Source organism: Mesorhizobium sp. BR1-1-15 (assembly GCF_020165475.1).
Taxonomy (GTDB): Bacteria; Pseudomonadota; Alphaproteobacteria; order Rhizobiales; family Rhizobiaceae; genus Mesorhizobium.
On the sequence record NZ_JAIUIF010000001.1, the window covers coordinates 562,823 to 583,612 of the forward strand.

A 20,790-nucleotide genomic window follows, 5' to 3' on the forward strand; every position below is an offset into this window, starting at 1 on the left:
AATTTCACGCCTGGAGCCTGTTCAGCTTTCCGGCATCTGCAGCCAGGTTTCATGCAGATGTCGCCATTCGACGCCGTTGGGCGCCGATGGATTGGTGGTGAAGAGCGCACTCGACTGACGGCGGCTATGCTTGCCGCCTCGCAACTGCGCCTCGACATAGAGCACGACGATCGCGTCGCCGGTTTGCCAGCCCGGCCGGATGTCCTCGATCGAGATGGCGAAGGCTTCGTCGCAGGAAGCGCGGCTTGCGCGGACATGGTCGACCACCGCATCGCGATCGAAGACCGTGCCGTCAGGCGTGACCATGGCCAGGCCTTCGCCCATGACGCGTTCGAAGCGGCTGAAATCGGCCTTGCCGGCGCGCGATGCGACGAACCAGTCGACGAAGAAGCGATGCAACTCGACGATTTCGGTGCTGGCCCGCGAAAACAGCCTTTCGGTGGTGGCGCTCATGGCCGGGCCGCGTTGAGATTGTAGTGCATGATCGAGCCGTGGCGGCCGTGACGATCGCGCTCCAGCGTGTAGACGTCGCCGAGGGGACCGCGGCTCTGGGCGATCACGGCGCCGATCTCTGCCCGATCCTCAGTCCCGAGCGCGACATCCATGACCTTCGCATTGGCCAGCGCATGCGCCTGGTTCCGGGCGCCGACGATGACGGCCGCCACTTGCGGCTGCTCGAGCACCCAGGCGCTGGCGACAGTGGCGATGTCGACGCCGTGGCGGTCGCCGATCCGCTTCAGCACACTGAGCAGGGCCTGGAAGAGCTCCCAGCCGCCGAAATCGTCAATGATCAGCTTGTATTTGACCAGCGAGCGGTTTTCGAGCGGCATGTCCGGCTCGGCGACGCCGAGCCATCTGTCGCCGAGAAAGCCGCCGGCCACCGAACCGTAGCAGAGAAAGCTGACGCCGTTGCGCGCGGCGAGCGCGGCGAGGCTCGCCGCCGGACGCTGGTCGAGGACCGAGTATTGCAGTTGCTGGCTGACGACTGGCACGCCGGCCGACAGGATTTCGCCCAGACGCTGCGTATCGAAATTGGTGGTGCCGACATTGCGCACCTTGCCTTCCAGCCGGAGCTCGTCGAGCCAACCCATCGCGTCGACATAGCGAGGCACTGAATAGTCCCACCAGTGGAACTGCACGAGGTCGAGCCGCTCGGTCTTCAGCCGGCGCAGAGACTGGTCGACTATGCCTCTGATGTAATCGCGGCTGATGCCGGCGAGCCGCTCGAGGTCCGGCACGAGCTTGGTGTGCACCCTCATCCTGGCGGCGGCATCGAGACCGCGTTCGTTGGCCAGACGCAGCCGCGCCGCTCCGATCAGCTCCTCGACGCCGGTGTAGATATCGGCGCAGTCATAGGTCCAGATCCCGGCGTCGAACGTGGCGATCAGGTCAGATACTGCCTGCTGACGGTCCACCGCGCCGTGGCCGCCGGCCAACTGCCAGCCACCGCGAATGACGCGCGAGATGGTGTAGCCGGGGTTGAGTTCGAAAGCCTTGGCGGTCATCTCTGCTCACTCTCCTTCGGCAGCGGCACCGCCGTGGTCTCGGCGTGGCTGAACCGCCGTTTGCCGGTCCTGACGATCCTGAGCCTGCTGGCGCAATTGGGATCGGGACAGGCGATCTCGGCATCCGAGGTCATCCAGTCATTGGCATGGGTGGGGCGCTGCTTCGCCGCCAGCAGCGGCAGCACGGCCGCTATGGAATAGATCGAAAATCCCTGGCCCACCGGCATCGACAGCATCTCGCCTTTCAGCTCGAAATAGTCGCCGGGCCTGGCGCCGCAATACACCGGCTTGCCCTCGGGGACGACAGCCTCGACGCGGAGGTCGAAGAGTTCGAAGCTGTCGTCGCGTTCAGCCATTTCAGCTCTCCAGCCGCGTGAAGGTGACATCGCAGGCGCCGTTGCGGCGAATGATGCCGCAGGCAGAAGCGAACTGATCGCGTTGCTCGGGCAGCACCTGCGCAACGACGCTTCCCGCCAGCCAGCCGATCGGAAACAGCAGGCGCGCGCCTTGCCCGTAGAACAGGCCGATGTCGAAGATCGCATGCGGGTTGCCGCCCCACATGCGCGGCGGCACATAGGAAAGCACGATGTCGCCGGGCTGCGGCGTCAGCGTCGCGTTCTCCGCCGGCAAGGCCTGGGCAAAGGCCTCGCCGTCCAGATGCGCCGCGGGGATCGGACAGGAGATTTCCGGGCCGGTCCACATGGCATGAATGCCCGCGACGACGCGCGGCTCGGCCAGGTAAGACCACAGGAACGTTGCGTTCTCTGGCGCTTTTTCCGGCAGCAACTGCGCCGTCACCGACAGCTCGGAATGCGGCTCGGTGATCCTGATGATGCGTCTGGTCATATCAGGCATTCACTCCGCTTTTGCCGTCAACTTCAGCTTGTCGCGCAGGAAAGCGAAAGGGCGGCTGATGTCGGCCACCAGCGCCTCGCGTGCGGCCTGGGCATCCTGCGCCGCAAGCGCGGCGACGATGCTGCGATGATAATGGGCGGTGTCGACCTCGCCGGCCTCGGAAAAGGCATAGATTGCAACGCGGATGCATGGTCCCGACTGCAGCCAGAGGCTCTCGATCATCGGGATGAGCACGGCGGAACCGCAGGCGCGATAGATTTCGAAATGAAAGCTCTGATTGAGCGTCACCTCGCGGTCGACATCCTTCTTGTGCTTCAGCGCCCGCATCTCGTCCCATTCACCGAGAATGGTTTCGATGGTGGCGATCTGGCGCGGATCCATGCGCGCGGCGGCAAGCGCGATTGCCTCGCCTTCGATCAGGGCACGGGCGCGCAGGAGGTCGTCGATGCGTTCCAGCGTGATCGGCGGCACCCGCACCGAGCGGTTTGGAAGCGCTTCCAGCGCCTTTTCCGTGATCAGCCGCCCAAGCGCCTCGCGCACCGGCATGGTAGACGTGACCAGCGCATCGGCAAGGCCGCGTATGGTCAGAACCTGGCTCGGCTCGAAGAGACCGCCAATCAGCGCCCGGCGCAATTCGGAATAGACGCGGTCCTGCACCGTCTCGCGGCCGACCGGCGCGAGTTGCGCGGCGATGACCTCGTTGGTGCGCTCGACAGCAGCCCTTTGCATGGCGTTCCCGATCTTGGCCTTTTCGGCGGCCTGGCCTGTTTTCGGCTTGCGGAGAAAATTAAAGCTGATTAGCGTGATCAAAGCAAGAGTGATCACAAATCAAAAAATCAGAAGCGGCAAAGATCGCTTCGGCCAGAGGGCTTGATGAACGACACGGCGAAACGGCATGGGACGGAGACCCAGGCGCCGGTTCTGGCAGCAAAGAACGTCGTGCGGCGTTTCGGCGGCCTTGTCGCCGTCAACGATGTCTCGTTCGAGGTCCGCCCGGGCGAGATCCTCGGCCTGATCGGCCCCAACGGCGCCGGCAAGACGACGATGTTCGACCTGCTCGCCGGCAGCATCCTGCCTACAAGCGGCGAGATACGTCTCAACGGGGCGCTCGTCTCCGGCGAAGCAGCGCACCTGCGCATTGGCCGCGGTCTTGGGCGCACCTTTCAGATTCCCCGGCCCTTGCCCAATCTCACGCTGATCGAAAACGTCATGCTCGCCGCGCAACGTCAGGCAGGGGAGCGGCTGCTCGCCAATTTCCTGATCCCGTGGCGGGTCGCCGCCGAAGAGAAGGCAGCCGCCGAGAAGGCTGCCGAACTGCTTGAACTCGTCTCGCTCACCCGGCTGGCGCACGAACCGGCGCGGGTGCTTTCCGGCGGCCAGCGCAAACTGCTCGAACTTGCCCGTGTGGTGATGGCCGACCCGGCCATCATCCTGCTCGACGAGCCCGCGGCCGGCGTCAACGCCACGCTGCTCGAAGTCATCATCGACCGCATCCGCGACATCAACAAAAGCGGCATCACCTTTCTTCTGATCGAGCACAACATCGACATGGTGACCCGGCTTTGCCATCGCGTTCTGGTGATGGCGGGCGGCGAGCTTCTGTGCGAGGGCACGGCCGACGAGGTGGCGCGCGATCCGCGCGTCATCGAGGCCTATCTCGGGGGCGCGGCATGAGCGGGACCGTGCTTGACGTCCGCAACCTCGAAGCCGGTTACGAGCCCGGCGTGCCGATCGTGCGCGGTGCCTCGATCACGGTGAGGAAGGGCGAAATCGTCGTCGTTCTCGGCCCCAACGGTGCCGGCAAGTCGAGCCTGATCAAGGCAATTGCCGGTCTCGTCCCGGTCACCGGCGGCACCGTTCTCCTCGACGGCAAGGATATCACCACCGCACCGGCCCACACCATGGTGCGGCTTGGGCTCGCCTTCGTGCCTCAGACCGAGAACGTGTTTCCACTGATGTCGGTCGACGACAGTCTCAGGGTTGCCTGCGGCATTATCGAGCGCCGCGAGGTTCCCGCCCGCATCGACGAGATGTACGCGACCTTCCCGGACCTGGCGCGCCAGCGCCGTATCGCCGCCGGCAATCTGTCGGGCGGGCAGCGCCAGATGCTGGCCGTGGCGCGGGCGCTGATCGTCCATCCCAAGGTGCTGGTGCTGGACGAGCCGTCGGCCGGCCTGTCGCCGAAATTCGTCTCGATGGTGTTCGAGATGCTGGCCGGCATCCGCAAGTCCGGCGTCACCATCCTGCTGGTCGAACAGAACGCCAAGGCGGCGCTCGCCATCGGCGACCGCGCCTATGTGCTGGTCGAAGGCAAGGACCGGCACGAGGGCATCGCCTCTGAACTGTGGAGCGATCCGGTGGTCGCCGAGCTCTATCTTGGCCAGCGCCCGGACAGCGCCGGCAAGGCCGCGCCTTCAGGCAAGGGAAGTGCGGCATGAACCTGCAATTCATCGTCGACGGATTGCTGACGGGCTCGATGATCGGCCTCGGCGCCATCGGCGTGACGCTGACCTATTCGATCCTGCGCTTCTCGAACTTCGCCCATGGCGACTTCATGGCCTGGGGCACCTATGCGACGCTGGCCGTCGTAGGCGCCATCGGCGCGACGATCGGCAAGGTGGCGCCGATCGCCCCGCTTTCCTTCGGCTGGCCGCTCATCGTCGCGCTGGTCGTCGGCATGGCATTCACCGCCCTGCTGGCGCTGCTGCTCGACAAGGTGCTGTTCGCGCGGCTGCGCTCTCAGGGCCAGGCCATCATCGTGGTGATGGCAAGTTTCGGCGCCTCGATGGCGCTGCGAAGCCTGCTCGAGTTCACCTTCACCTCACGCCCGACCTATTTCAGCCGCGCCATCCAGATCGCCATGCCGGTCGGCTTCGGCATCCGCATCACGCCGGACCAGATCGCGCTGTTGCTGCTGACAGCAATTCTGGTGCTGGGCGTACACCTGTTGATGACGCGCACGCAGACCGGCCGGTCCATGCAGGCCCTGAGCCAGAATGCGGCCCTTGCCCGCATCGTCGGCATCGATGTCGCCAAGGTGGTGCGTGTCACCTGGATCCTCGGCGCAGCGCTTGCCTGCGTCGCCGGCGTGATGATCGGCATCCTGGTGCAGATCCGCCCGTTCATGGGTTTCGACATGCTGCTGCCGATGTTCGCGGCCGCCATTCTCGGCGGCATCGGCAGCATCCCTGGCGCCGTGCTCGGCGGGCTGATCATCGGGCTCGCCGAAGCGGGCGCGGTGCAACTGATCGGCGCCGAATGGCGCGCCGCGGTCTCCTTCATCATCTTGATGGCGGTGCTGTTCGTGCGGCCGATCGGCCTCTTTGGTGTGAGGGAACGCTGATGGACCTGCTCGGTTATGGCGCTTTCTTCCTGACCACGGCGCTGATCTTTTCGCTCGTCACGCTGGGACTCAATCTGCAATGGGGCCTGACCGGGCTCTTCAATGTCGGGCTCGCCGGCTTCGTCGCCATCGGCGCCTACACCTCGGCGCTGCTGACGACGCCGGACGATGCCGCGCGTCTGGGCGGTTTTGGCCTGCCGATCCTGGCCGGCTGGCTCGGCGCCATGGTCGTCGGCGGCATCGCCGCGGCCCTGACGGGCATCGCCACGCTGCGGCTCAGATCCGACTACCTTGCCATCACCACCTTCGGCGTCGCCGTGGTCGTGCAACTGGTCGCGCTCAATGCGCAGAAACTGACCGGCGGTCCGTTCGGCATCGGCTTCATCCCGCGCCCTTTCGGCAGCCTCGCCGAGACGCCGCTGCTGTTCAACCTGTCGAACCTTGCCGTCGTCTCGGCGGTCACGCTGGTCGCCTATCTGGCGCTGGAGCACCTGTCTCGCAGCCCGTGGGGCCGGGTGCTGAAGGCGCTGCGGGAGGACGAGCGGGCGGCGATCTCGCTCGGCAAGAGCGCGCGCTTCTACCGTGTCCAGGCCTTCGCGGTCGGCGGCGCCATCATGGCCCTAGCGGGCGCCTTGCAGGCGCATTTCACCGGCTTCATTGCGCCGGACAATTACCTGCCGATCCTGACCTTCCAGGTCTGGGTGATGCTGATCGTCGGCGGCTCGGGCAGCAATGCCGGCGCCGTCATCGGCAGCATCCTGGTCTGGGGGATATGGGCCGGGTCGGGCACGCTCACCAGCGCGCTGTTCCCGCCGGAGCAACAGGCCCGCGCCGCATCCCTGCAGATCGTCGCAATCGGCGTCATGCTGTGCATCATCCTCCTGGTCCGCCCCAACGGACTGTTCGGGGAACGGCCGCGGCGGGCACGGCTCGGCAAGCGGGCGAAGGTGGCCGCCGGCGAGAGCGGCTCGTGACCGCAATGGCCCGGCAGGAAGCGCTTTCGCTTTGGCACGCGGTCAGCCGTGAGACCCGCCTCCGCCCGGCGTTGGAAGGCGAGCTCGATGTCGACCTCGCCATCGTCGGCGGCGGCTTTACCGGCCTTTCGACGGCCTTGCATGCCGCGGCCAGAGGTCTTTCGGTCGCGGTCCTCGAAGCCGAAACCATCGCCTGGGGTGCTACCGGCAGGAATGCCGGCTTCATCGTGCCGAATTTCGCCAAAATGGATCCGGATGCGATAAAGGCCCATCTCGGTCCTGCGCGCGGCGAGCGACTGATCGATTTCGCCGTCGGCAGCGCCGACCTGGTTTTCGGCCTGATCGGGCGACACGGCATCGAATGCGACGGGGTGCAGAGCGGTTGGATCCAGCCGGCACATTCCCCCGCCGCGCTCGAAAAGGTCAAATCACGCGCAGGGCAATGGGCGCAGCGCGGCCGGCCGGCCGTCGTGTTGGACCGGCAAGAAATCGAGGCGCTGACCGGCGCGCGCGGCTATGCCGGCGGCTGGATGGACCGTTCCGGCGGCGTGCTCAATCCGGTCGCCTATGCGCGCGGCCTGGCCGACGTGGCGGAAAAAGCCGGCGCGTGCCTGTTCGAGCACACGCGCGTCGCAGCGATCGACCCTATCGCGGACGGCTGGTCGCTGAAGACGCAAACGGGTTCGGTGCGCACCGGAAAGGTGCTGATCGCCACCAACGCCTATGGCGGACGGCTCAATCCGGAGCTTTGGAAAAGTTATTTCCCGCTGAAAATCTTCCAGATCGCGACGGCGCCGCTGCCGCGCGAGGTGCGCAGCCGCCTGTTGCCCGGCGGGCAAGGCGTCGGCGACACGAGACGCAATCTCTTCACCTACCGCTTCGATGCCGAAAACAGGCTGATCAGCGGCGGCATGCATGTCTTCGGCCCAGGTGCCGACCGACGCCTGCCGCAGACGATCCGGCGGCGGCTGGCCCGGCATCTCGAACTCCCGGACCTGCCGCCGCTCGCTTATGGCTGGTCGGGTATGGCAGCGGTCGAACCCGATTTCCTGCCTCACCTCATCGATCTCGGACCGGGGCTGATCGCAGGTCGCGCCTGCAACGGTCGCGGCATCGCCATGACCACGGCCATGGGCAAGGTGCTTGCGGACTGGGCTAGCGGAACCGACGCCCGCGATCTGCCACTGCCCTTTGCGCCGCCGTCGCCGATGCCGTTCCACAGCCTGCTGCGCTTCGCGCCGAACGCGCTGCTGCCGTGGAGCATGCTTCGCGACCGGCTGGACAAGACCGGATAGGCCGATCGCCAGGGCGCGACGGCATCGGATCGTTATTCGGCCGCGCGAAGGTTCCCCGCCAGTACCGCCGCCGCCATGGCGATGTCCTGTTCTATGAAAGCCCTGACGTCGGCGCCGTTGCGCTGCGCCAATGCCGCGACGATCTTGCGATGCGCCTCGTTCGACTGGGGTTTGTAGCGCTCGGCCTGCATCAGGAGCTTGAGATAGGGGCCAACCCGCCCCCAGAGGTCACGGATCATGTTGAGGAGGATCGGCGCGCCGGCATGCCGGTAGATGGCGAAGTGGAAGGCCTCGTTGAGCGCGAGATAGGCCCCGGGGTCGCCCGCCTCGATCGCACGCTGCATGCCTGCCAGCGTGGCTTGTATATCGACCAGCCCGTCTTCGGTGATGTGCGAGGCGGCCATCTCACCCGCCAGCCCCTCCACAGCGACGCGGATGCGCGTCAGTTCCTCGAAGGCGGGGGCAGACAGCAAGGGCACGATGATCGAGCGGTTGTTCTGCAACTCCAGAAGCCGCTCGGCGATGAGCCGTTGCAGCGCCTCGCGGATTGGTGTCGTCGAAATGCCGAACGTCTCGGCAAGCTTGCGGATGACCAATGTCTGGCCCGGGCTGAAGCCGCCCGAAATCAGCTCCTGCTTGAGCGCGCCATAGGCGCGGTCGTTCAGGGTCTGATGTTCGAGCTTCAGCATGTCGATTGCCGCCCTTTTGCTATCCCCTCACCAGCGCGACAGGGTGCGATCGAGCGTTTCGGCGAGTTGCTCGGCATTGTCCCTGGCGAACGGCAGCGGCGGCCTGATCTTCAGCACGTTGCCGCGCGGACCGCATGACGAGATCAGTACGCCGTCCTCGCGCATGGCTTCAACGACCGCCGACGTCCTGGTGGCGGCCAGCGCCTCGTCGCCATCCGCCGTCAATTCGATGCCGAAATAGAGGCCGTTGTGCCTGACATCGGCGACCATGGCATGGCGACCCTGCAAAGCGCGCAGCAGCTCGCCCGTATAGGCCCCAACCGTGCGCGCATTCTCGACCAGTCCCTCGCCTTCGATCACGTCGAGCACCGCGATGCCGACGGCGGCGGCGACGGGATTGCCGCCGAACGTGTTGAAGTAGCCGGTGTTGGAACCGAAGGAGGCAACAAGCTGCGGCCGCACGATGACTGCGGCCATCGGATGCCCGTCGCCGATCGGCTTGCCCATGGTGACGATGTCGGGCTCGAGGCCGTAATTGGCGAAACCCCACATGCCCTGGCCGAGCCTGCCGAAGCCGGACTGGACTTCGTCGGCAATGACGAAGCCGCCCGCCTTCCTGACGTGATCGGCCGCCTCGCGCATCACCGATGCATCGGGAAAGAAAATTCCGTCGCTGGAAAATGCCGAGTCGATCAGCAGCGCCGCCGGGCGCACGTTCTGTGCGCGCATGTCCTCGATGGCGGCGGCGACATTCCTGGCGAAATCACGCGCGGCCCGGCCCTGGTTGCGAAACGTATCCGGCGCTGCCACGGTCCTGTGCTGCGCGGGCACGCCCTTTGCCCCCACCGCGGCCGGCGACAGCTGCGCGGTGGCGATGGTGGCGCCATGATAGGCGAAATCGGTGATGATCACGCCGGTATTGCCGCTCGAATGCTGGGCGATGCGGATGGCGAGATCATTGGCCTCGCTGCCGGTGCAGGTGAACATGGCATGGCCGAGATGGGGCGGAAGCGTGCCGAGAAGTCTTTCCGCGTAGTCGAGGATGATTTCGCTGAGATAACGCGTGTGGGTGTTGAGCGTGGCCGCCTGCCCCGACAGCGCCTCGACGACACGTGGATGGCAATGGCCGACCGAGGCGACGTTGTTGTACGCATCGAGAAACTTGCGTCCGTGGGCATCGTAGAGCCAAACGCCGCTGCCACGCACGAGATGGATCGGGTTGCGGTAGAAGGCGCGATAGGTCGGGCCGAGCAGCCTGGCACGGCGCTCGAGCAGCGCGGATGCTGATGCACCGGCATCGGCGGAGGCATTTGCGGGCGAGGATTGGGACACGAGCGTCTACTCCGGATTGGAATGATCGAGGAAATAACGGCGGGCATCGCTGTGTGACAGTCCGTCCAGCCGCTCGAGCGAGGCCCAGACCTCGGTGATGAGGCGCAGCACATAATCGCGCTTGGCCGGGAAGCGCTCCGCCTGCCAGGTGGCAATGTTGGCGATGAGAGCAAGGCGGGCACGGATCAGGTCGAACAGGATGCCGATCTCCTCGGCCTCGAGCGGCTGCACCGACTGATAACCGGCGACGAAGCGCGCGGCGGGCGCCAGCGGGTGACCGTCGGCTGGCCAGCGGTAGACGGCGCCGATGGCGAGATCGCAGATCAGCGGCGAATGGATCATGTCGCCGAAATCGAGGATGCCGCTGACGATCTCCGGCCGCGATGCGTCCATCACCACATTGTACGAGTTCATGTCGTTGTGGACGATCTGGGCGCGCAGGCTGGGGATGACGGGTGCGGCGTGCTCCTCGAAGGCATCGATGACGCGCTCGACCATGGCCCGGCGCCCGGCATCGGCGATATGTGCCAGCATGGGCCGCGTCTTGGCGACCTTGCGGATATCCCACAAAAGATCGCTGCCGGCGGCCGGGTGGAAAAAGCCGCGCAGTGCCCGGCCAAGCCGAGCGAGGAAGATGCCGAGATTGCGATCTTGCACAGGCGATACAGGCGAGCGCGAAAGCAACTGGCCGGGCAAATAGGTGACCAGGCGGATGATGCGCGGCTGCGAATCGCCGATGCTGACGGCGAACTGCGCATCGCCATCGAGGCTTTTGCGCACCGAAGGAATCGGTAAAGCGGGGTCGACCGCAAGGATGTGGTCCAGCGCCCTGTTCTGGAAATCGGTGAAGCCGGCCTCTTCCGCCGGATGCGAGATTTTCAGGACAAACTCGCCCTCGCCATCGGTGCGGATGTGAAAATTGTGGTCGCGCTCCCCGGGCAAGGGCTGAGCGGTGCCGGCAAGGCCGTAGTGCTGGCGCAAGATGGCAAGCGCTTCGGCGATCGAGACATCGGGCGCGTCCTCGGCCAGCGTTTCGCCGAATGCATCCGTCAGGGCGCCGGTCATGGTCTTGCCTCGGGGTCGACAGGCTCCAGCCCACACCAGTCAGCGATGAACAGCGCGATCGTCTGGGTGACCTTGCGTACGGATTCGAGTTCCACCGCCTCGTCATAGCCATGCGGCATGCGGCAGATCGGACCGTAGACGATGGCTGGCGTATCGGCGTAGAGGCCGAAGAAGCGCGCATCGGTGGTTGCCGAGGTGACGTGTTCCTGCAGCGGCTCGCCCCAGACGGCGGTATGGCTGCGGCGCAGCACGGCTTCCATCTCGTCGGCGCCCTCCAGCACATAGCCCTCGGCCATGAAGCCGTTGTAGACCATCCTGGGCGGGCGGTTGACCAGGAACGGATCGGCGCGGGCCGCATCGGCGATACAGGCCTCGAGCTCGGCCCTGGCATCCTCCAGCTTCTGGCCGGGATAGGTGGCGACACGCATCTCGAACACGCAGCGCGCGGGGACGCTCGATGTCCACTCGCCACCTTCGATCTTGCCGAGATTGAAACGGATCGGATGCGGGTGATCGCAGAAATGCCTGTCGTCGACCTTGCGCGCGTTCCAGACGATTTCGAGCTGCTTCAACGCCTGGATGATGAGGAAAGCCTTTTCGATGGCGTTGGCGCCGGCAGAGAAAGCGCCCGACGCATGCTGGGGATCGCCGTCGACCTCGACCCTAAACCAGATCGGGCCGACCTGCGCCCGCATCAGCTTCGGCTCCAGGGGTTCGGGGATGAAGGCGGCGTCGGCGCGGTAGCCGCGCTGCAGGCAAGCGAGCGCGCCGTTGCCGGTGCACTCTTCCTCGACCACCGATTGCAGGAAGACCTTCGCGGCCGGCTGATAGCCGAGGCTGCGCAGTGCGGCCAGCGCGTAGAGGCAGGCCGAGAGCCCAGCCTTCATGTCGCCGGCGCCGCGACCATGCATCCAGCCGTCCTCGATGACCGGATCATAGGGATCGCGCAGCCAGCGATCGAGCGGGCCCGTCGGCACGACGTCGATGTGGCCGTTGAGGATCAGCGAGCGGCCGGTCGCGTTTCGCGGCATGTGGGTGGCGACGACGTTGAAGGCGTCGTCATAGGAGACGGCCACGGGCGAAAAGCCCGGCAGGTCGCGAATCGCATCGACATCGACACGCCACATGTCCACCGTATAGCCATCTGCTTCATACGCGGCTGCCATGAAGGATTGCGCCGCGTGTTCTTCGCCGCGTTGCGAGGGGAAGCGCACGAGGTTCGCGAGGAATTCCACCTGCCGCGCGAAGCCGTCGTCGACCGCGTTCAAAATGGCCTCGTCGGCAATTCGCTCAGGCATGATATTCCGCTTTCCGTTCGATGGTGTATCATATCTCATATGCCATCTCTGTGAAACGCAAGGGACAGGCGGGCCAAAAATCTTGACCCACCTCGGGAGCCTCTTGGCAGGCGAGCGCAGAGTTGGCATCAGCTTCTTGCGCGCCGGTGGGGAAGGTCGAGGACAGATGTTGGTCACCGAAGGCAGATTGCCTGATGAAATCACCAATCTAACGGTCGGCTATCGGCGGGTGCCGGCCGGCAAGATCGTCAATGCGGTGACATGGATGGAAGCGCGCGCGCCGGTGCCGGGTCTCGCGCGGCCGTTGACCATGACAAGGATCGCGGAACCCGACAGTGCTTCCTACCGTGCAATCTTCCTGGAGATCGGCGCTCCCTGGCTCTGGGATCGCGCCGCCGAAATGTCGGATGCCGAGATCGCCGCGCATTTCGCCGATCCGCGCCAGCATCTCTATTACGGCCATGATGAAAGCGGCGCCCATGTCGGCATGGTCGAGTTCTCGATGGCCGAGGACAACGAGATCGAGATCACCTATTTCGGCCTGTTCCCTTCCCTGACCGGCCGTGGCTTCGGCAAGCGGCTGATGGCCGGCGCGCTCCACCAGGCATGGCGTCTTGGGCCCAGCCGCATTTGGCTGCATACCAGCAGCTTCGACCATCACAGTGTCATCGGTTTCTACAGGGCCTGCGGATTTGAGCCCTTTGCGGCCGGCTTCGAAATCGCCGACGATCCCAGGATCAAGGGAACATTGCCGCGTGATGCCGCGCCGCAGATCCCCTTGATCGAGACGGACTGATTCCCCGACGCCAGATGAAAACGCCTTCGCAACCAGCCAGCCAGGCATCGCGGCATCAACATCCGTAGTTTTGATCGCACGGTTCGGCCTTGGCGCCGGCCGCCGTCAGGTCGCCTGGACCGCTGGAAGCCGCTTACGCAATTCGTCGACAAGCACCCTGATGTTTTCGGAATAGTCGATGGGCACGACGACGAGATGGACGCCGCCGCCGGTGAAGGCCTGTTCCAGCGCCGGCCGGAATTCGGCGATCGCGCCGACCCTGGTTCCCTTGGCGCCATAAGCCTCGGCGTATTTGACGAAATCGGGATTGCCGAAGGTCATGCCGAAATCCGGAAACTCGTCGACCGCCTGCTTCCAGCGGATCATGCCATAGGCGTGGTCCTCGAGCAGCAGGACGACAAAATTGAGCTTGAGCCGGACGGCGGTCTCCAGTTCCTGGCTGTTCATCATGAAGCCGCCGTCGCCGCAGATGGCCATGACGCGGCGCTGCGGATAGAGCAGTGCCGCCATCATCGCCGACGGCAGCCCCGCGCCCATGGTGGCCAGCGCATTGTCGAGCAGCAGCGTATTCGCCATGCGCGTGCGGTAATTGCGCGCGAACCAGATCTTGTACATGCCGTTGTCGAGGGCAAGGATTCCGTCGGCCGGCATCACGGCGCGCACGTCATGCACGATGCGTTGCGGCGTGAAGCGGTCTTCCGTGGCGCGCGCGGCGATGCGGCTCAGAATGCCTTCGCGCAACGGCAACAGGGCCTGCGCGTTGGGGATCTTGCCCTCGATGCGATCCGCCAGCAGCGCCAGCGAAGGGCCGAGGTCGCCGACGATCTCGGTCTGTGGGAAATAGACCTGCTCGACATCGGCGGTTTGATAGCCGACATGAATGACCTTCGGCCCGTTGACGCCCATGATGAAGGGCGGCTTCTCGACCGTGTCGTGACCGATGGTGATGATCAGGTCGGCCTGTTCGATGGCCTCGTGCACGTAGTCGCGTTCCGAAAGGGCCGCCGTTCCCATGTAGAGTTCGGTGCCGCCGGGCACGGTGCCCTTGCCCATCTGCGTGGTGAAATAGGGAATTTGGGTGCGCAGCACGAACTGGGCGACATCGGGCGTGACGCGCGGCCGCGACGCCGCGGCGCCGAACATCAGCAGCGGACGTTTGGCCTCGATGATCATGCGGGCGGCGCGGTCGAGCGCGCCCGCACCGGCCAGCGGCAGTTCGACCGGATGCGTCGGCACCAGCGGGACATCCTCACACTCAGCCGCCGCAATGTCTTCCGGCAGTTCCAGATGCACGGGACCCGGCCGCTCTTCCTGCGCGACGCGGAAGGCTTCGCGCACCAGCGAGGGGATCATTTTGGGCGAGACGATCTGGCGCGACAGCTTGGTCAGCGGTTTCATCGCCGCGACGATGTCGACGATCTGGAACCGCGCCTGCCTGGACGACAGGATTCCCTTCTGGCCGGTGATCATGATCATCGGCATGGCGCCGAGCAGCGCATAGGCCGAGCCGGTCGTCAGATTGAGCGCGCCGGGGCCGAGCGTGGTGATGCACACACCTGGCTTGCCGGTGAGCCGGCCATACGTGGCGGCCATGAAGGCGGCCGCCTGCTCGTGACGGGTCAAGATGAGCTGGATCGAGGAGCGGCGGATGGATTCGACGATGTCGAGATTCTCCTCGCCCGGAATGCCGAATATCCGGTCGACGCCTTCGTTCTCGAGGGCCGCCACGAACAGATCCGAACCTTTGGTCATCAACCGTCTCTCCCGCAATGCGCGTGCATGCCGCCAGCTTTGCCCCATATCGCATTGGAAAGCGATGCCTCAAAGAGCCGGAGGCGCCTCTCCACGGAATGTCCGCGCGATCCAAAACGAGAGTGGCCGCGAGCGCTGGCGATCACGCCATCCGTTTCGGCAAGGCGGCCGCCAGCGCATCGACGGCCAGCCGAACTTTCAGCGGCAAGTGAGGCGTCTGCAGCCAAAGGGCGTGGCAGTCATAAAGATATCGCGGCTGGTCCGGCAAGAGCTCGACCAGCGCGCCTGCCTGAATGCGCTCGCGAACCAGCCACCATGGCAACCAGGCGAGCCCCATGCCCTCGGCCGAAGCATCGGCGATGGCATCGAGATCGTCGAGCCGCAGCCGGCCGCCGGGCATGATCTCCTGTGCTGGTTGTCCTTCGCGCGGGAACAGCCAAGGCTGAACGGCTTGGCCGAGCCGGCGATATACGATGGCATGATGATTGGCGAGATCTTCGATCCGCCGTGGCTCGCCCTGAATTTTCAGATAGGACGGCGCCGCACAGACAATCATGTCCTGGCTCGCGACGCGGCGCGCGATCACGCCTGCCCTGTCCTCCAGATCACCGGTTCGGATGGCAAGATCGTAGCCGTCCTCGGCAAGATCGGCGAAGCGGTCGCTGAGCGACAGATCGAGTTCCAGCATCGGATATTGCCGCACCAGTTTCAGCAGCACGGGTGTTACGCAGTGGCGGCCGAAATGCGCCGGCATGGTGACGCGCAGCTTGCCGCGCGGCTCCGAGATTTGGCCGGCGGCAAGTTGATCGGCAGCTTCGGCCTCGGCCAGCACCAGCCGACAGCGGTCGTAGTAGGCGCGTCCGAACTCGGTGAGGTTCTGCCGGCGCGTGGTGCGGTTGAGCAGGCGCATGCCGAGACGCTCCTCCAGAAAACGGACGTGCTTGCCGACCATCGGTCCGGACAGATCGAGTGCGGCCGCGGCCGCCGCGAACGAGCCGAGGTCGACTGCCCTGACGAACACGGCCATGCTCTCAAGCCGATCCATATTCGAAACTCCTGGTTTCTACTGTCCTGCTCCCAATGCCATTTATCCGACTTCGTCTTACCGGCATAGCTCCTTTCGGTTCAAACAATTAGGAGTAGACCGAATGACGCGCGTCGTTCGCTTTCATCGGCATGGTGGCCCCGAGGTCCTGCGGATCGAAAATGTGGATCTTCCCCTACCCGGCCCGGGCGAGGTTCAGATCCGCGTCAAGGCGCTCGGCCTCAATCGCGCCGAGGCGCTGCTGCGCGCGGGCACCTATATCGAGACGCCCACCCTGCCCTCCGGGCTTGGCCTGGAGGCCGCAGGCATCATCGAAGCGGTCGGCGAAGCCGTGACGGGTCTGGCGCCGGGTGATGCCGTCAGCGTCATCCCGCCGCAATCGATGATCCGCTGGCCGGCTTATGGAGAGCTTGTTACCTATCCCGCCGGGCTCGTCGTCAAAAACCCGATATCACTCGACTGGCGGACCGCGGCCGCGATGTGGATGCCGTACCTCACCGCCTATGGCGCGCTGATCGACATCGCCAGGCTGCGCAACGAGGACTTCGTCGTCATCACGGCAGCCTCGAGCAGCGTCGGGCTTGCCGCGATCCAGATCGCCAACAGCGTCGGCGCGACGGCGATCGCGGTGACACGGACCTCGACGAAGAAGCAGGCCCTGCTCGACGCCGGCGCGGCTGAAGTCGTGGTCCTGGCCGAGGAGGATCTGGAGGCGCGGCTACGCCGGATCGCCGGGCCGCGAGGCGTGCGCATCGTGTTGGAGGCGATCGGCGGCCCGATTTTCGAGCCGCTCGCGGCGGCGATGTCCCGGGGCGGCATTCTCATTGAATATGGCGGGTTGAGCCCCGAGCCGACGCCGTTTCCCTTGCCCGCCGTGCTTGGCAAGACATTGACGCTGCGCGGCTACCTCGTCCACGAGATCACCGGCGACCCAGCAAAGCTGGAAGCCGCCAAGGCGTTCATCCTCAAAGGGCTGGAGGCCGGCGCGCTGAAGCCGATGATCGACAGGACCTTCCCGTTCGAGCAGATCGTCGAGGCGCATCGCTATCTCGAATCGAACGAGCAGTTCGGCAAGATCGTGGTGACGGTCTGAGCAGGGACGCCGGGGTCGTTGGCGCAGGCGCGGTACCCAGCGCTCGAAGCGCAATGACGAACAAATTCGATCCTCGCGGACAATGTCGCTCTTGAAGGCGCCGCTCTGCGTTCCTAATTCTCGCATGCGGGCCGGGCCCCTCTGACTGTCGCATCTCGCGACCGTGATGTCGGACCGCTTTAACGGGCCCGTTTCCATCCTTTCGGTCAAGCGGGCTCATCTCTTTTGGTTTGGAGCCCCATATGACATCTTCTTCCCTTCTTGGTTTGGTTTGCCCCTCCTGCCGCGTCGCGCTCGTGATGAGCGAACGCCAGGGTATCGAGATCGATTATTGCCCGCAGTGCCGTGGCGTGTGGCTTGACCGAGGCGAACTCGACAAGATCATCGAGCGATCGGCCAAGGAGGCCTCGCCCGCGCCACAGCCGGCAGCGTTCTCCCAGCCCCAGCATGGCCGGGACCGCGATGACGACTATGCGCGCTCGCAGGGCCACCGCTATCCGAAACGGAAGAAATCGTTCTTCGAAGAGCTGTTCGATTGACCGCACGCCGGTAGCCGGCCCGACGTCTGTCGAGAATTTCCGAAACCCATCGATAAAGGTCCGTCCAGATGATTTCCCGCACAAGCCGATTTGCCGCCCTGTTTGCCGGACTGTTCCTGGCATTCTCCATGGTCGCGGTAGACCATGCCGAGGCCCGTCGCGGCGGCAGTTTCGGCAGCCGCGGCATGCGCACGTTCCAATCAGCGCCGCCGACTAGGACCGCTCCGGCGCCGACCGCTCCGGTCGAGCGTTCGATGACGCCCAATACCGGCGTGAACACCGCGGCCCGGCAGCCGCAGGCCGGCCCGCAGAGGCCCGGCTTCATGAGCGGCTTCGGTGGAACGATGATGCGCGGCCTGCTGATCGGCGGCCTGATCGGGCTGCTCCTGGGCCAGGGCTTCGGTGGGCTGGCGGGCATGTTCGGTTTCCTGCTGCAGGCCGTGCTGATCGGTGGCGCCATCATGCTGGCAATCAGGTTCTTCCGGTCGCAATCCGCGCGTGGCCCCGCCCCTGCGCTCGCCGGCGCCGGCAATGCCTCGCGATTTGAAAACCGCGCAGCCGGACAGAGCGATGCCAACAATGCGCATTCTTTCGCCATTCCCGGCTTTGGTGGCGGTTCAGGCGGAGGCTCCGCCGCGGCCACCGGTTCCGATGAAATCCGGCTCGCCCAGACCGACCTCGACGCATTCCAGCAGCTGTTGAGCGATGTCCAGGAAGCGTTCGGGCGTGAGGATCATGCCGCGTTGCGCAAGACGACGACTCCCGAAATGGTGTCCTATCTCTCTGAAGAGCTGGCCGACAATGCGAAGAAGGGCCTCAGGAACGAGGTATCCGACGTCACCCTCCTGCAGGCCGACATCGCGGAAAGCTGGCGCGAGGATGACCGCGACTATGCCACGGCGGCCCTGCGTTATGAATCGCGCGACGTGATGCGCGAACGGGCCAACGGCAAGGTCGTCGAGGGCGACGAGGATCATCCAACGGAGACGACGGAGCTGTGGACCTTCACGCGTCAGAATGGCTCGAGTTGGAAGCTCTCGGCAATCCAACAGGCCTGAGCTCCAGCGTGCGAACTCGCGTTGACAAAGGCGGCCTGACGACGGCCGGTCCGGCTGTGTCAGCAGCCTTCCATGGCCGGCAGCTCTCAAGATAGGAATTTTTTCTTGACTGGGTGAAGGCAACTATGGTAGATATTTATCTATGGTGCTGAGTTGCGCCAGGAACCCGCCGCGCAGGCGGGTTTTTTTCGTTCAATGCTCCGTCAACAGCTCCGGCGAAGGCACCCGTCAACCCGGATCGCCCGGCCTGAGCTCCGGTCCGTTTCCGTCCGAAGCTCGATGCCGATGTCGCGCACGGTTCACCGCACGATCTTGACGCACATCGGCGTGCCGATCTCGATGGCACGGCCGGTGTCGGTCAGCCCGCCGCTCTCGGCGTCGCGCGCGAAGATCGAGATACGGTCGGCATTCTGGTTGGCCGAGAACAGGTGGCCGCCCGACGGCGTCAGCGCCAGGTTGCGCGGCGTGGCGCCCCCGCAAGGGACATAGCCGACAAAGCTCAGCGCGCCACTTTGCTGGTCGACGGCCATGATGACCACACTGTCATGGCCTCGGTTGCAGCCGTAGAGGAAGCGGCCGTCGGGCGAGATCTGGATATCGGCGCAGTGGTTGGCCTGGCGCGCCTCGGCCGGCACGGCCGGCCTGGCGTCGATGGTCGAGAGCTTGCCGCTTGCCTCGTCCAGCGCCATCGACACGATGGTCGAATCCAGCTCGTTCATGACGAAGACAAAACGGCCGTTCGGATGCAAGGCGAGATGGCGTGGACCGGCGCCCGGCGGCAAAGCGGATTCGGCCAGTTTGGTCAGATTGCCATCGTGCTCGATCCGGTAGGACACCAGCCGGTCGATGCCGAGATCGGCGACGATGGCCGTTCCGCCGGCGATGGTTTCGGTGACGCTATGGGCATGCGAGCGCTCCTGCCGGGCTGGATTCGGGCCAGTGCCCTTGTGCGAAACGCTAGCCAGAGGAGCCGACAAGGCGCCATCGCCGTCGAAGCCATAGACCGCGACTGCGCGATCCGGACCGCCCTCGCCCATGCCGTAATTGGCGACCAGCAGCTTCGTGCCATCCCGGGTGATGGTGTTATGCGCGGTGATGCTGCCGAGTGACGGCTGCTTGTTCAGGTAAGTGAGCGTGCCCGAGGCGCGGTCGAAGCCGTAGGCCGAAACCGTTCCTTCGCGCCAGGGGAAGACTTCCGAATTGGCGTAGAGGCGCGAACCGTCCGGCGTCACCGAAAGGAAGGTCGGATTGTCGATGTCACTGGTCTCGGCCAGCTTTCGTGTTTCCAGCGTCTCCTCGTCGAAGCTGTAGACGCCGAGGCCGACGCCGCGTGCGCCCTGAAAATAGGGCGCCTCCCGGTTCAGGCTGCCGACAAAGACCAGACAGGCATCGCGCATGTTTTCCTCCCTGTTTCGCCGGCGCTCGAGCGCAGCGGAAACAGCCAAAATTTCGCCCGTCCTCGCTTGCAACGCAACCCCATATGTGAAAATAGTATTTACAAAAGAAGACTGACGGGAGGAGACGTCGTGCAATCTGGCGCCTTGACGCGTGTTCCGAAACTTGTGCCGTGCCTTGCGCAGTGCCAGCGGAGCCAGCGATGAACGACTTCGCACCGACCGTCGGCGTCGCCTCGACGCATCCGGCCAACATGCCCGCGGAACATGCCGCCTTGCCGGTTTGGAACGCCGAGAACTGGTTCTACGAGGACTGGCCGGTCGGCCAGAAGATCCGCTCGTTGCGCCGCACCATGGCCGAAGGGGACAGCCACCTGTTCAACACGCTGGTGCTCGACATCCATCCTTACGTGCAGGACCAGATGTTTGCCGAGACAGAGGGCATTTTCGGCAAGCGGCTGGTGGCGGGCGCCTTCGTCTTCTCGGCTGGCCTGGGGCTCGTCGCAACCAACTGCGTCAACGCGTTTTCCTATGGTTACGACAAGCTCCGCTTCATAAAGCCCGTCTTCATCGGCGACACGATCTATTCGATCCGCTCCAACCTCGACAAGACGCCGCGCTACAAGGACATGGGGCTGATCCGCGCCAGCTACGAGGTGTTCAAGGGCGAAGGCGAACTCGTACTCTATTGCGAGCATCTGCAGACGGTGAAGTACCGCAACCCTGCCGATTTCCTCGGCAAGACGGAGAAGTAGAA

The 20,790-nt window shown here is 64.9% G+C and carries 22 protein-coding genes; 10 read left to right on the forward strand and 12 right to left on the reverse strand.

All coding sequences use genetic code 11. From position 1 onward, the window contains the following. Positions 1-21: 21 nt before the first annotated feature. The 5 genes from LB541_RS02675 to LB541_RS02695 are packed head-to-tail and all read right to left on the reverse strand — an operon-like array spanning position 22 to position 3,089. Positions 22-453, reverse strand: coding sequence for a DUF4440 domain-containing protein (locus LB541_RS02675; protein WP_140629052.1), 432 nt, complete (start codon positions 451-453; stop codon positions 22-24). Next, positions 450-1,505, reverse strand: a complete 1,056-nt coding sequence (locus tag LB541_RS02680; protein WP_224617767.1) for an aldo/keto reductase — start codon at positions 1,503-1,505, stop codon at positions 450-452. The genes LB541_RS02675 and LB541_RS02680 overlap by 4 nt, the downstream gene beginning before the upstream one ends. Continuing rightward, positions 1,502-1,861 carry a TIGR04076 family protein gene (locus LB541_RS02685; protein WP_140497668.1) on the reverse strand — a complete coding sequence of 120 codons (360 nt, stop codon included), beginning with the start codon at positions 1,859-1,861 and terminating at the stop codon, positions 1,502-1,504. Before LB541_RS02685 ends, LB541_RS02680 begins: the two co-directional genes overlap by 4 nt. Position 1,862: 1 nt before the next feature. Then, a complete protein-coding gene (locus tag LB541_RS02690) occupies positions 1,863-2,351 on the reverse strand; it encodes a DUF3830 family protein (RefSeq protein ID WP_140514553.1) in 489 nt (162 codons plus the stop codon). A 9-nt stretch (positions 2,352-2,360) separates the two neighbouring features. Continuing rightward, positions 2,361-3,089: a GntR family transcriptional regulator gene (locus tag LB541_RS02695; protein ID WP_140497664.1), complete on the reverse strand. Its 729-nt coding sequence runs from the start codon at positions 3,087-3,089 to the stop codon at positions 2,361-2,363. A gap of 144 nt (positions 3,090-3,233) precedes the next feature. Here LB541_RS02695 and LB541_RS02700 point away from each other — a divergent pair, with 144 nt between their 5' ends. The 5 genes from LB541_RS02700 to LB541_RS02720 are packed head-to-tail and all read left to right on the forward strand — an operon-like array spanning position 3,234 to position 7,972. Continuing rightward, a complete protein-coding gene (locus tag LB541_RS02700) occupies positions 3,234-4,034 on the forward strand; it encodes an ABC transporter ATP-binding protein (protein ID WP_224617768.1) in 801 nt (266 codons plus the stop codon). Next, on the forward strand, positions 4,031-4,798 hold the full coding sequence (locus LB541_RS02705) for an ABC transporter ATP-binding protein (RefSeq protein WP_224617769.1): 768 nt from the start codon (positions 4,031-4,033) through the stop codon (positions 4,796-4,798). Before LB541_RS02700 ends, LB541_RS02705 begins: the two co-directional genes overlap by 4 nt. After that, entirely contained in the window at positions 4,795-5,703 is a 909-nt protein-coding gene (locus LB541_RS02710) for a branched-chain amino acid ABC transporter permease (RefSeq protein ID WP_140623697.1), read from the forward strand. Before LB541_RS02705 ends, LB541_RS02710 begins: the two co-directional genes overlap by 4 nt. Next, positions 5,700-6,677, forward strand: a complete 978-nt coding sequence (locus LB541_RS02715; protein WP_224617887.1) for a branched-chain amino acid ABC transporter permease — start codon at positions 5,700-5,702, stop codon at positions 6,675-6,677. The genes LB541_RS02710 and LB541_RS02715 overlap by 4 nt, the downstream gene beginning before the upstream one ends. Beyond that, positions 6,674-7,972, forward strand: a complete 1,299-nt coding sequence (locus tag LB541_RS02720) for an FAD-dependent oxidoreductase (RefSeq protein WP_318012591.1) — start codon at positions 6,674-6,676, stop codon at positions 7,970-7,972. The genes LB541_RS02715 and LB541_RS02720 overlap by 4 nt, the downstream gene beginning before the upstream one ends. A 32-nt stretch (positions 7,973-8,004) precedes the next feature. Here the strand turns inward: LB541_RS02720 and LB541_RS02725 are convergent, their stop codons facing one another. The 4 genes from LB541_RS02725 to LB541_RS02740 are packed head-to-tail and all read right to left on the reverse strand — an operon-like array spanning position 8,005 to position 12,356. After that, positions 8,005-8,661, reverse strand: a complete 657-nt coding sequence (locus LB541_RS02725; RefSeq protein ID WP_224617770.1) for a GntR family transcriptional regulator — start codon at positions 8,659-8,661, stop codon at positions 8,005-8,007. A gap of 27 nt (positions 8,662-8,688) precedes the next feature. Further along, complete coding sequence (locus LB541_RS02730; RefSeq protein ID WP_140583879.1) at positions 8,689-9,993, reverse strand: aspartate aminotransferase family protein; 1,305 nt, start codon at positions 9,991-9,993, stop codon at positions 8,689-8,691. A 6-nt stretch (positions 9,994-9,999) separates the two neighbouring features. Further along, positions 10,000-11,058, reverse strand: coding sequence for a phosphotransferase (locus LB541_RS02735; RefSeq protein WP_140583881.1), 1,059 nt, complete (start codon positions 11,056-11,058; stop codon positions 10,000-10,002). Continuing rightward, entirely contained in the window at positions 11,055-12,356 is a 1,302-nt protein-coding gene (locus tag LB541_RS02740) for an ArgE/DapE family deacylase (protein ID WP_224617771.1), read from the reverse strand. Before LB541_RS02740 ends, LB541_RS02735 begins: the two co-directional genes overlap by 4 nt. A 166-nt stretch (positions 12,357-12,522) precedes the next feature. On the opposite strand from LB541_RS02740, the gene LB541_RS02745 reads away from it, so the two are divergent. Further along, entirely contained in the window at positions 12,523-13,152 is a 630-nt protein-coding gene (locus tag LB541_RS02745; protein WP_224617779.1) for a GNAT family N-acetyltransferase, read from the forward strand. Positions 13,153-13,257: 105 nt separating this feature from the next. Here the strand turns inward: LB541_RS02745 and LB541_RS02750 are convergent, their stop codons facing one another. Continuing rightward, complete coding sequence (locus LB541_RS02750; RefSeq protein ID WP_224617781.1) at positions 13,258-14,904, reverse strand: acetolactate synthase large subunit; 1,647 nt, start codon at positions 14,902-14,904, stop codon at positions 13,258-13,260. Positions 14,905-15,046: 142 nt separating this feature from the next. Beyond that, the gene (locus LB541_RS02755; RefSeq protein WP_140895596.1) at positions 15,047-15,949 is read right to left on the reverse strand and encodes a LysR family transcriptional regulator; all 903 of its coding nucleotides are present in this window, start codon (positions 15,947-15,949) and stop codon (positions 15,047-15,049) included. A gap of 103 nt (positions 15,950-16,052) precedes the next feature. On the opposite strand from LB541_RS02755, the gene LB541_RS02760 reads away from it, so the two are divergent. The 3 genes from LB541_RS02760 (at position 16,053) to LB541_RS02770 (ending at position 18,639) form a co-directional block, all read left to right on the forward strand. Continuing rightward, entirely contained in the window at positions 16,053-17,042 is a 990-nt protein-coding gene (locus LB541_RS02760; RefSeq protein WP_140623711.1) for a zinc-dependent alcohol dehydrogenase family protein, read from the forward strand. Positions 17,043-17,284: 242 nt separating this feature from the next. Further along, positions 17,285-17,581 (forward strand): zf-TFIIB domain-containing protein, encoded by a 297-nt coding sequence (locus LB541_RS02765; RefSeq protein ID WP_140497640.1) that lies wholly within the window; start codon positions 17,285-17,287, stop codon positions 17,579-17,581. Positions 17,582-17,649: 68 nt separating this feature from the next. After that, the gene (locus tag LB541_RS02770; protein WP_140655561.1) at positions 17,650-18,639 is read left to right on the forward strand and encodes a Tim44 domain-containing protein; all 990 of its coding nucleotides are present in this window, start codon (positions 17,650-17,652) and stop codon (positions 18,637-18,639) included. A gap of 299 nt (positions 18,640-18,938) precedes the next feature. On the opposite strand, the gene LB541_RS02775 is transcribed toward LB541_RS02770, so the two are convergent. Then, positions 18,939-20,036 (reverse strand): lactonase family protein, encoded by a 1,098-nt coding sequence (locus LB541_RS02775; RefSeq protein ID WP_140818435.1) that lies wholly within the window; start codon positions 20,034-20,036, stop codon positions 18,939-18,941. A gap of 200 nt (positions 20,037-20,236) precedes the next feature. On the opposite strand from LB541_RS02775, the gene LB541_RS02780 reads away from it, so the two are divergent. Next, positions 20,237-20,788 carry a MaoC family dehydratase gene (locus LB541_RS02780; RefSeq protein WP_140520944.1) on the forward strand — a complete coding sequence of 184 codons (552 nt, stop codon included), beginning with the start codon at positions 20,237-20,239 and terminating at the stop codon, positions 20,786-20,788. Positions 20,789-20,790: the final 2 nt, after the last annotated feature.

Bases quoted from the DNA above. Each gene is read 5' to 3' on its own strand.
- LB541_RS02780 (WP_140520944.1), top strand. From the start codon at position 20,237: ATGAACGACTTCGCACCGACCGTCGGCGTCGCCTCGACGCATCCGGCC.
- LB541_RS02770 (WP_140655561.1), top strand. From the start codon at position 17,650: ATGATTTCCCGCACAAGCCGATTTGCCGCCCTGTTTGCCGGACTGTTC.
- LB541_RS02760 (WP_140623711.1), top strand. From the start codon at position 16,053: ATGACGCGCGTCGTTCGCTTTCATCGGCATGGTGGCCCCGAGGTCCTG.
- LB541_RS02765 (WP_140497640.1), top strand. From the start codon at position 17,285: ATGACATCTTCTTCCCTTCTTGGTTTGGTTTGCCCCTCCTGCCGCGTC.
- LB541_RS02680 (WP_224617767.1), bottom strand. From the start codon at position 1,505: ATGACCGCCAAGGCTTTCGAACTCAACCCCGGCTACACCATCTCGCGC.
- LB541_RS02705 (WP_224617769.1), top strand. From the start codon at position 4,031: ATGAGCGGGACCGTGCTTGACGTCCGCAACCTCGAAGCCGGTTACGAG.
- LB541_RS02735 (WP_140583881.1), bottom strand. From the start codon at position 11,058: ATGACCGGCGCCCTGACGGATGCATTCGGCGAAACGCTGGCCGAGGAC.
- LB541_RS02740 (WP_224617771.1), bottom strand. From the start codon at position 12,356: ATGCCTGAGCGAATTGCCGACGAGGCCATTTTGAACGCGGTCGACGAC.
- LB541_RS02675 (WP_140629052.1), bottom strand. From the start codon at position 453: ATGAGCGCCACCACCGAAAGGCTGTTTTCGCGGGCCAGCACCGAAATC.
- LB541_RS02745 (WP_224617779.1), top strand. From the start codon at position 12,523: ATGTTGGTCACCGAAGGCAGATTGCCTGATGAAATCACCAATCTAACG.
- LB541_RS02690 (WP_140514553.1), bottom strand. From the start codon at position 2,351: ATGACCAGACGCATCATCAGGATCACCGAGCCGCATTCCGAGCTGTCG.
- LB541_RS02710 (WP_140623697.1), top strand. From the start codon at position 4,795: ATGAACCTGCAATTCATCGTCGACGGATTGCTGACGGGCTCGATGATC.
- LB541_RS02725 (WP_224617770.1), bottom strand. From the start codon at position 8,661: ATGCTGAAGCTCGAACATCAGACCCTGAACGACCGCGCCTATGGCGCG.
- LB541_RS02755 (WP_140895596.1), bottom strand. From the start codon at position 15,949: ATGGATCGGCTTGAGAGCATGGCCGTGTTCGTCAGGGCAGTCGACCTC.
- LB541_RS02750 (WP_224617781.1), bottom strand. From the start codon at position 14,904: ATGACCAAAGGTTCGGATCTGTTCGTGGCGGCCCTCGAGAACGAAGGC.
- LB541_RS02695 (WP_140497664.1), bottom strand. From the start codon at position 3,089: ATGCAAAGGGCTGCTGTCGAGCGCACCAACGAGGTCATCGCCGCGCAA.
- LB541_RS02685 (WP_140497668.1), bottom strand. From the start codon at position 1,861: ATGGCTGAACGCGACGACAGCTTCGAACTCTTCGACCTCCGCGTCGAG.
- LB541_RS02700 (WP_224617768.1), top strand. From the start codon at position 3,234: ATGAACGACACGGCGAAACGGCATGGGACGGAGACCCAGGCGCCGGTT.
- LB541_RS02775 (WP_140818435.1), bottom strand. From the start codon at position 20,036: ATGCGCGATGCCTGTCTGGTCTTTGTCGGCAGCCTGAACCGGGAGGCG.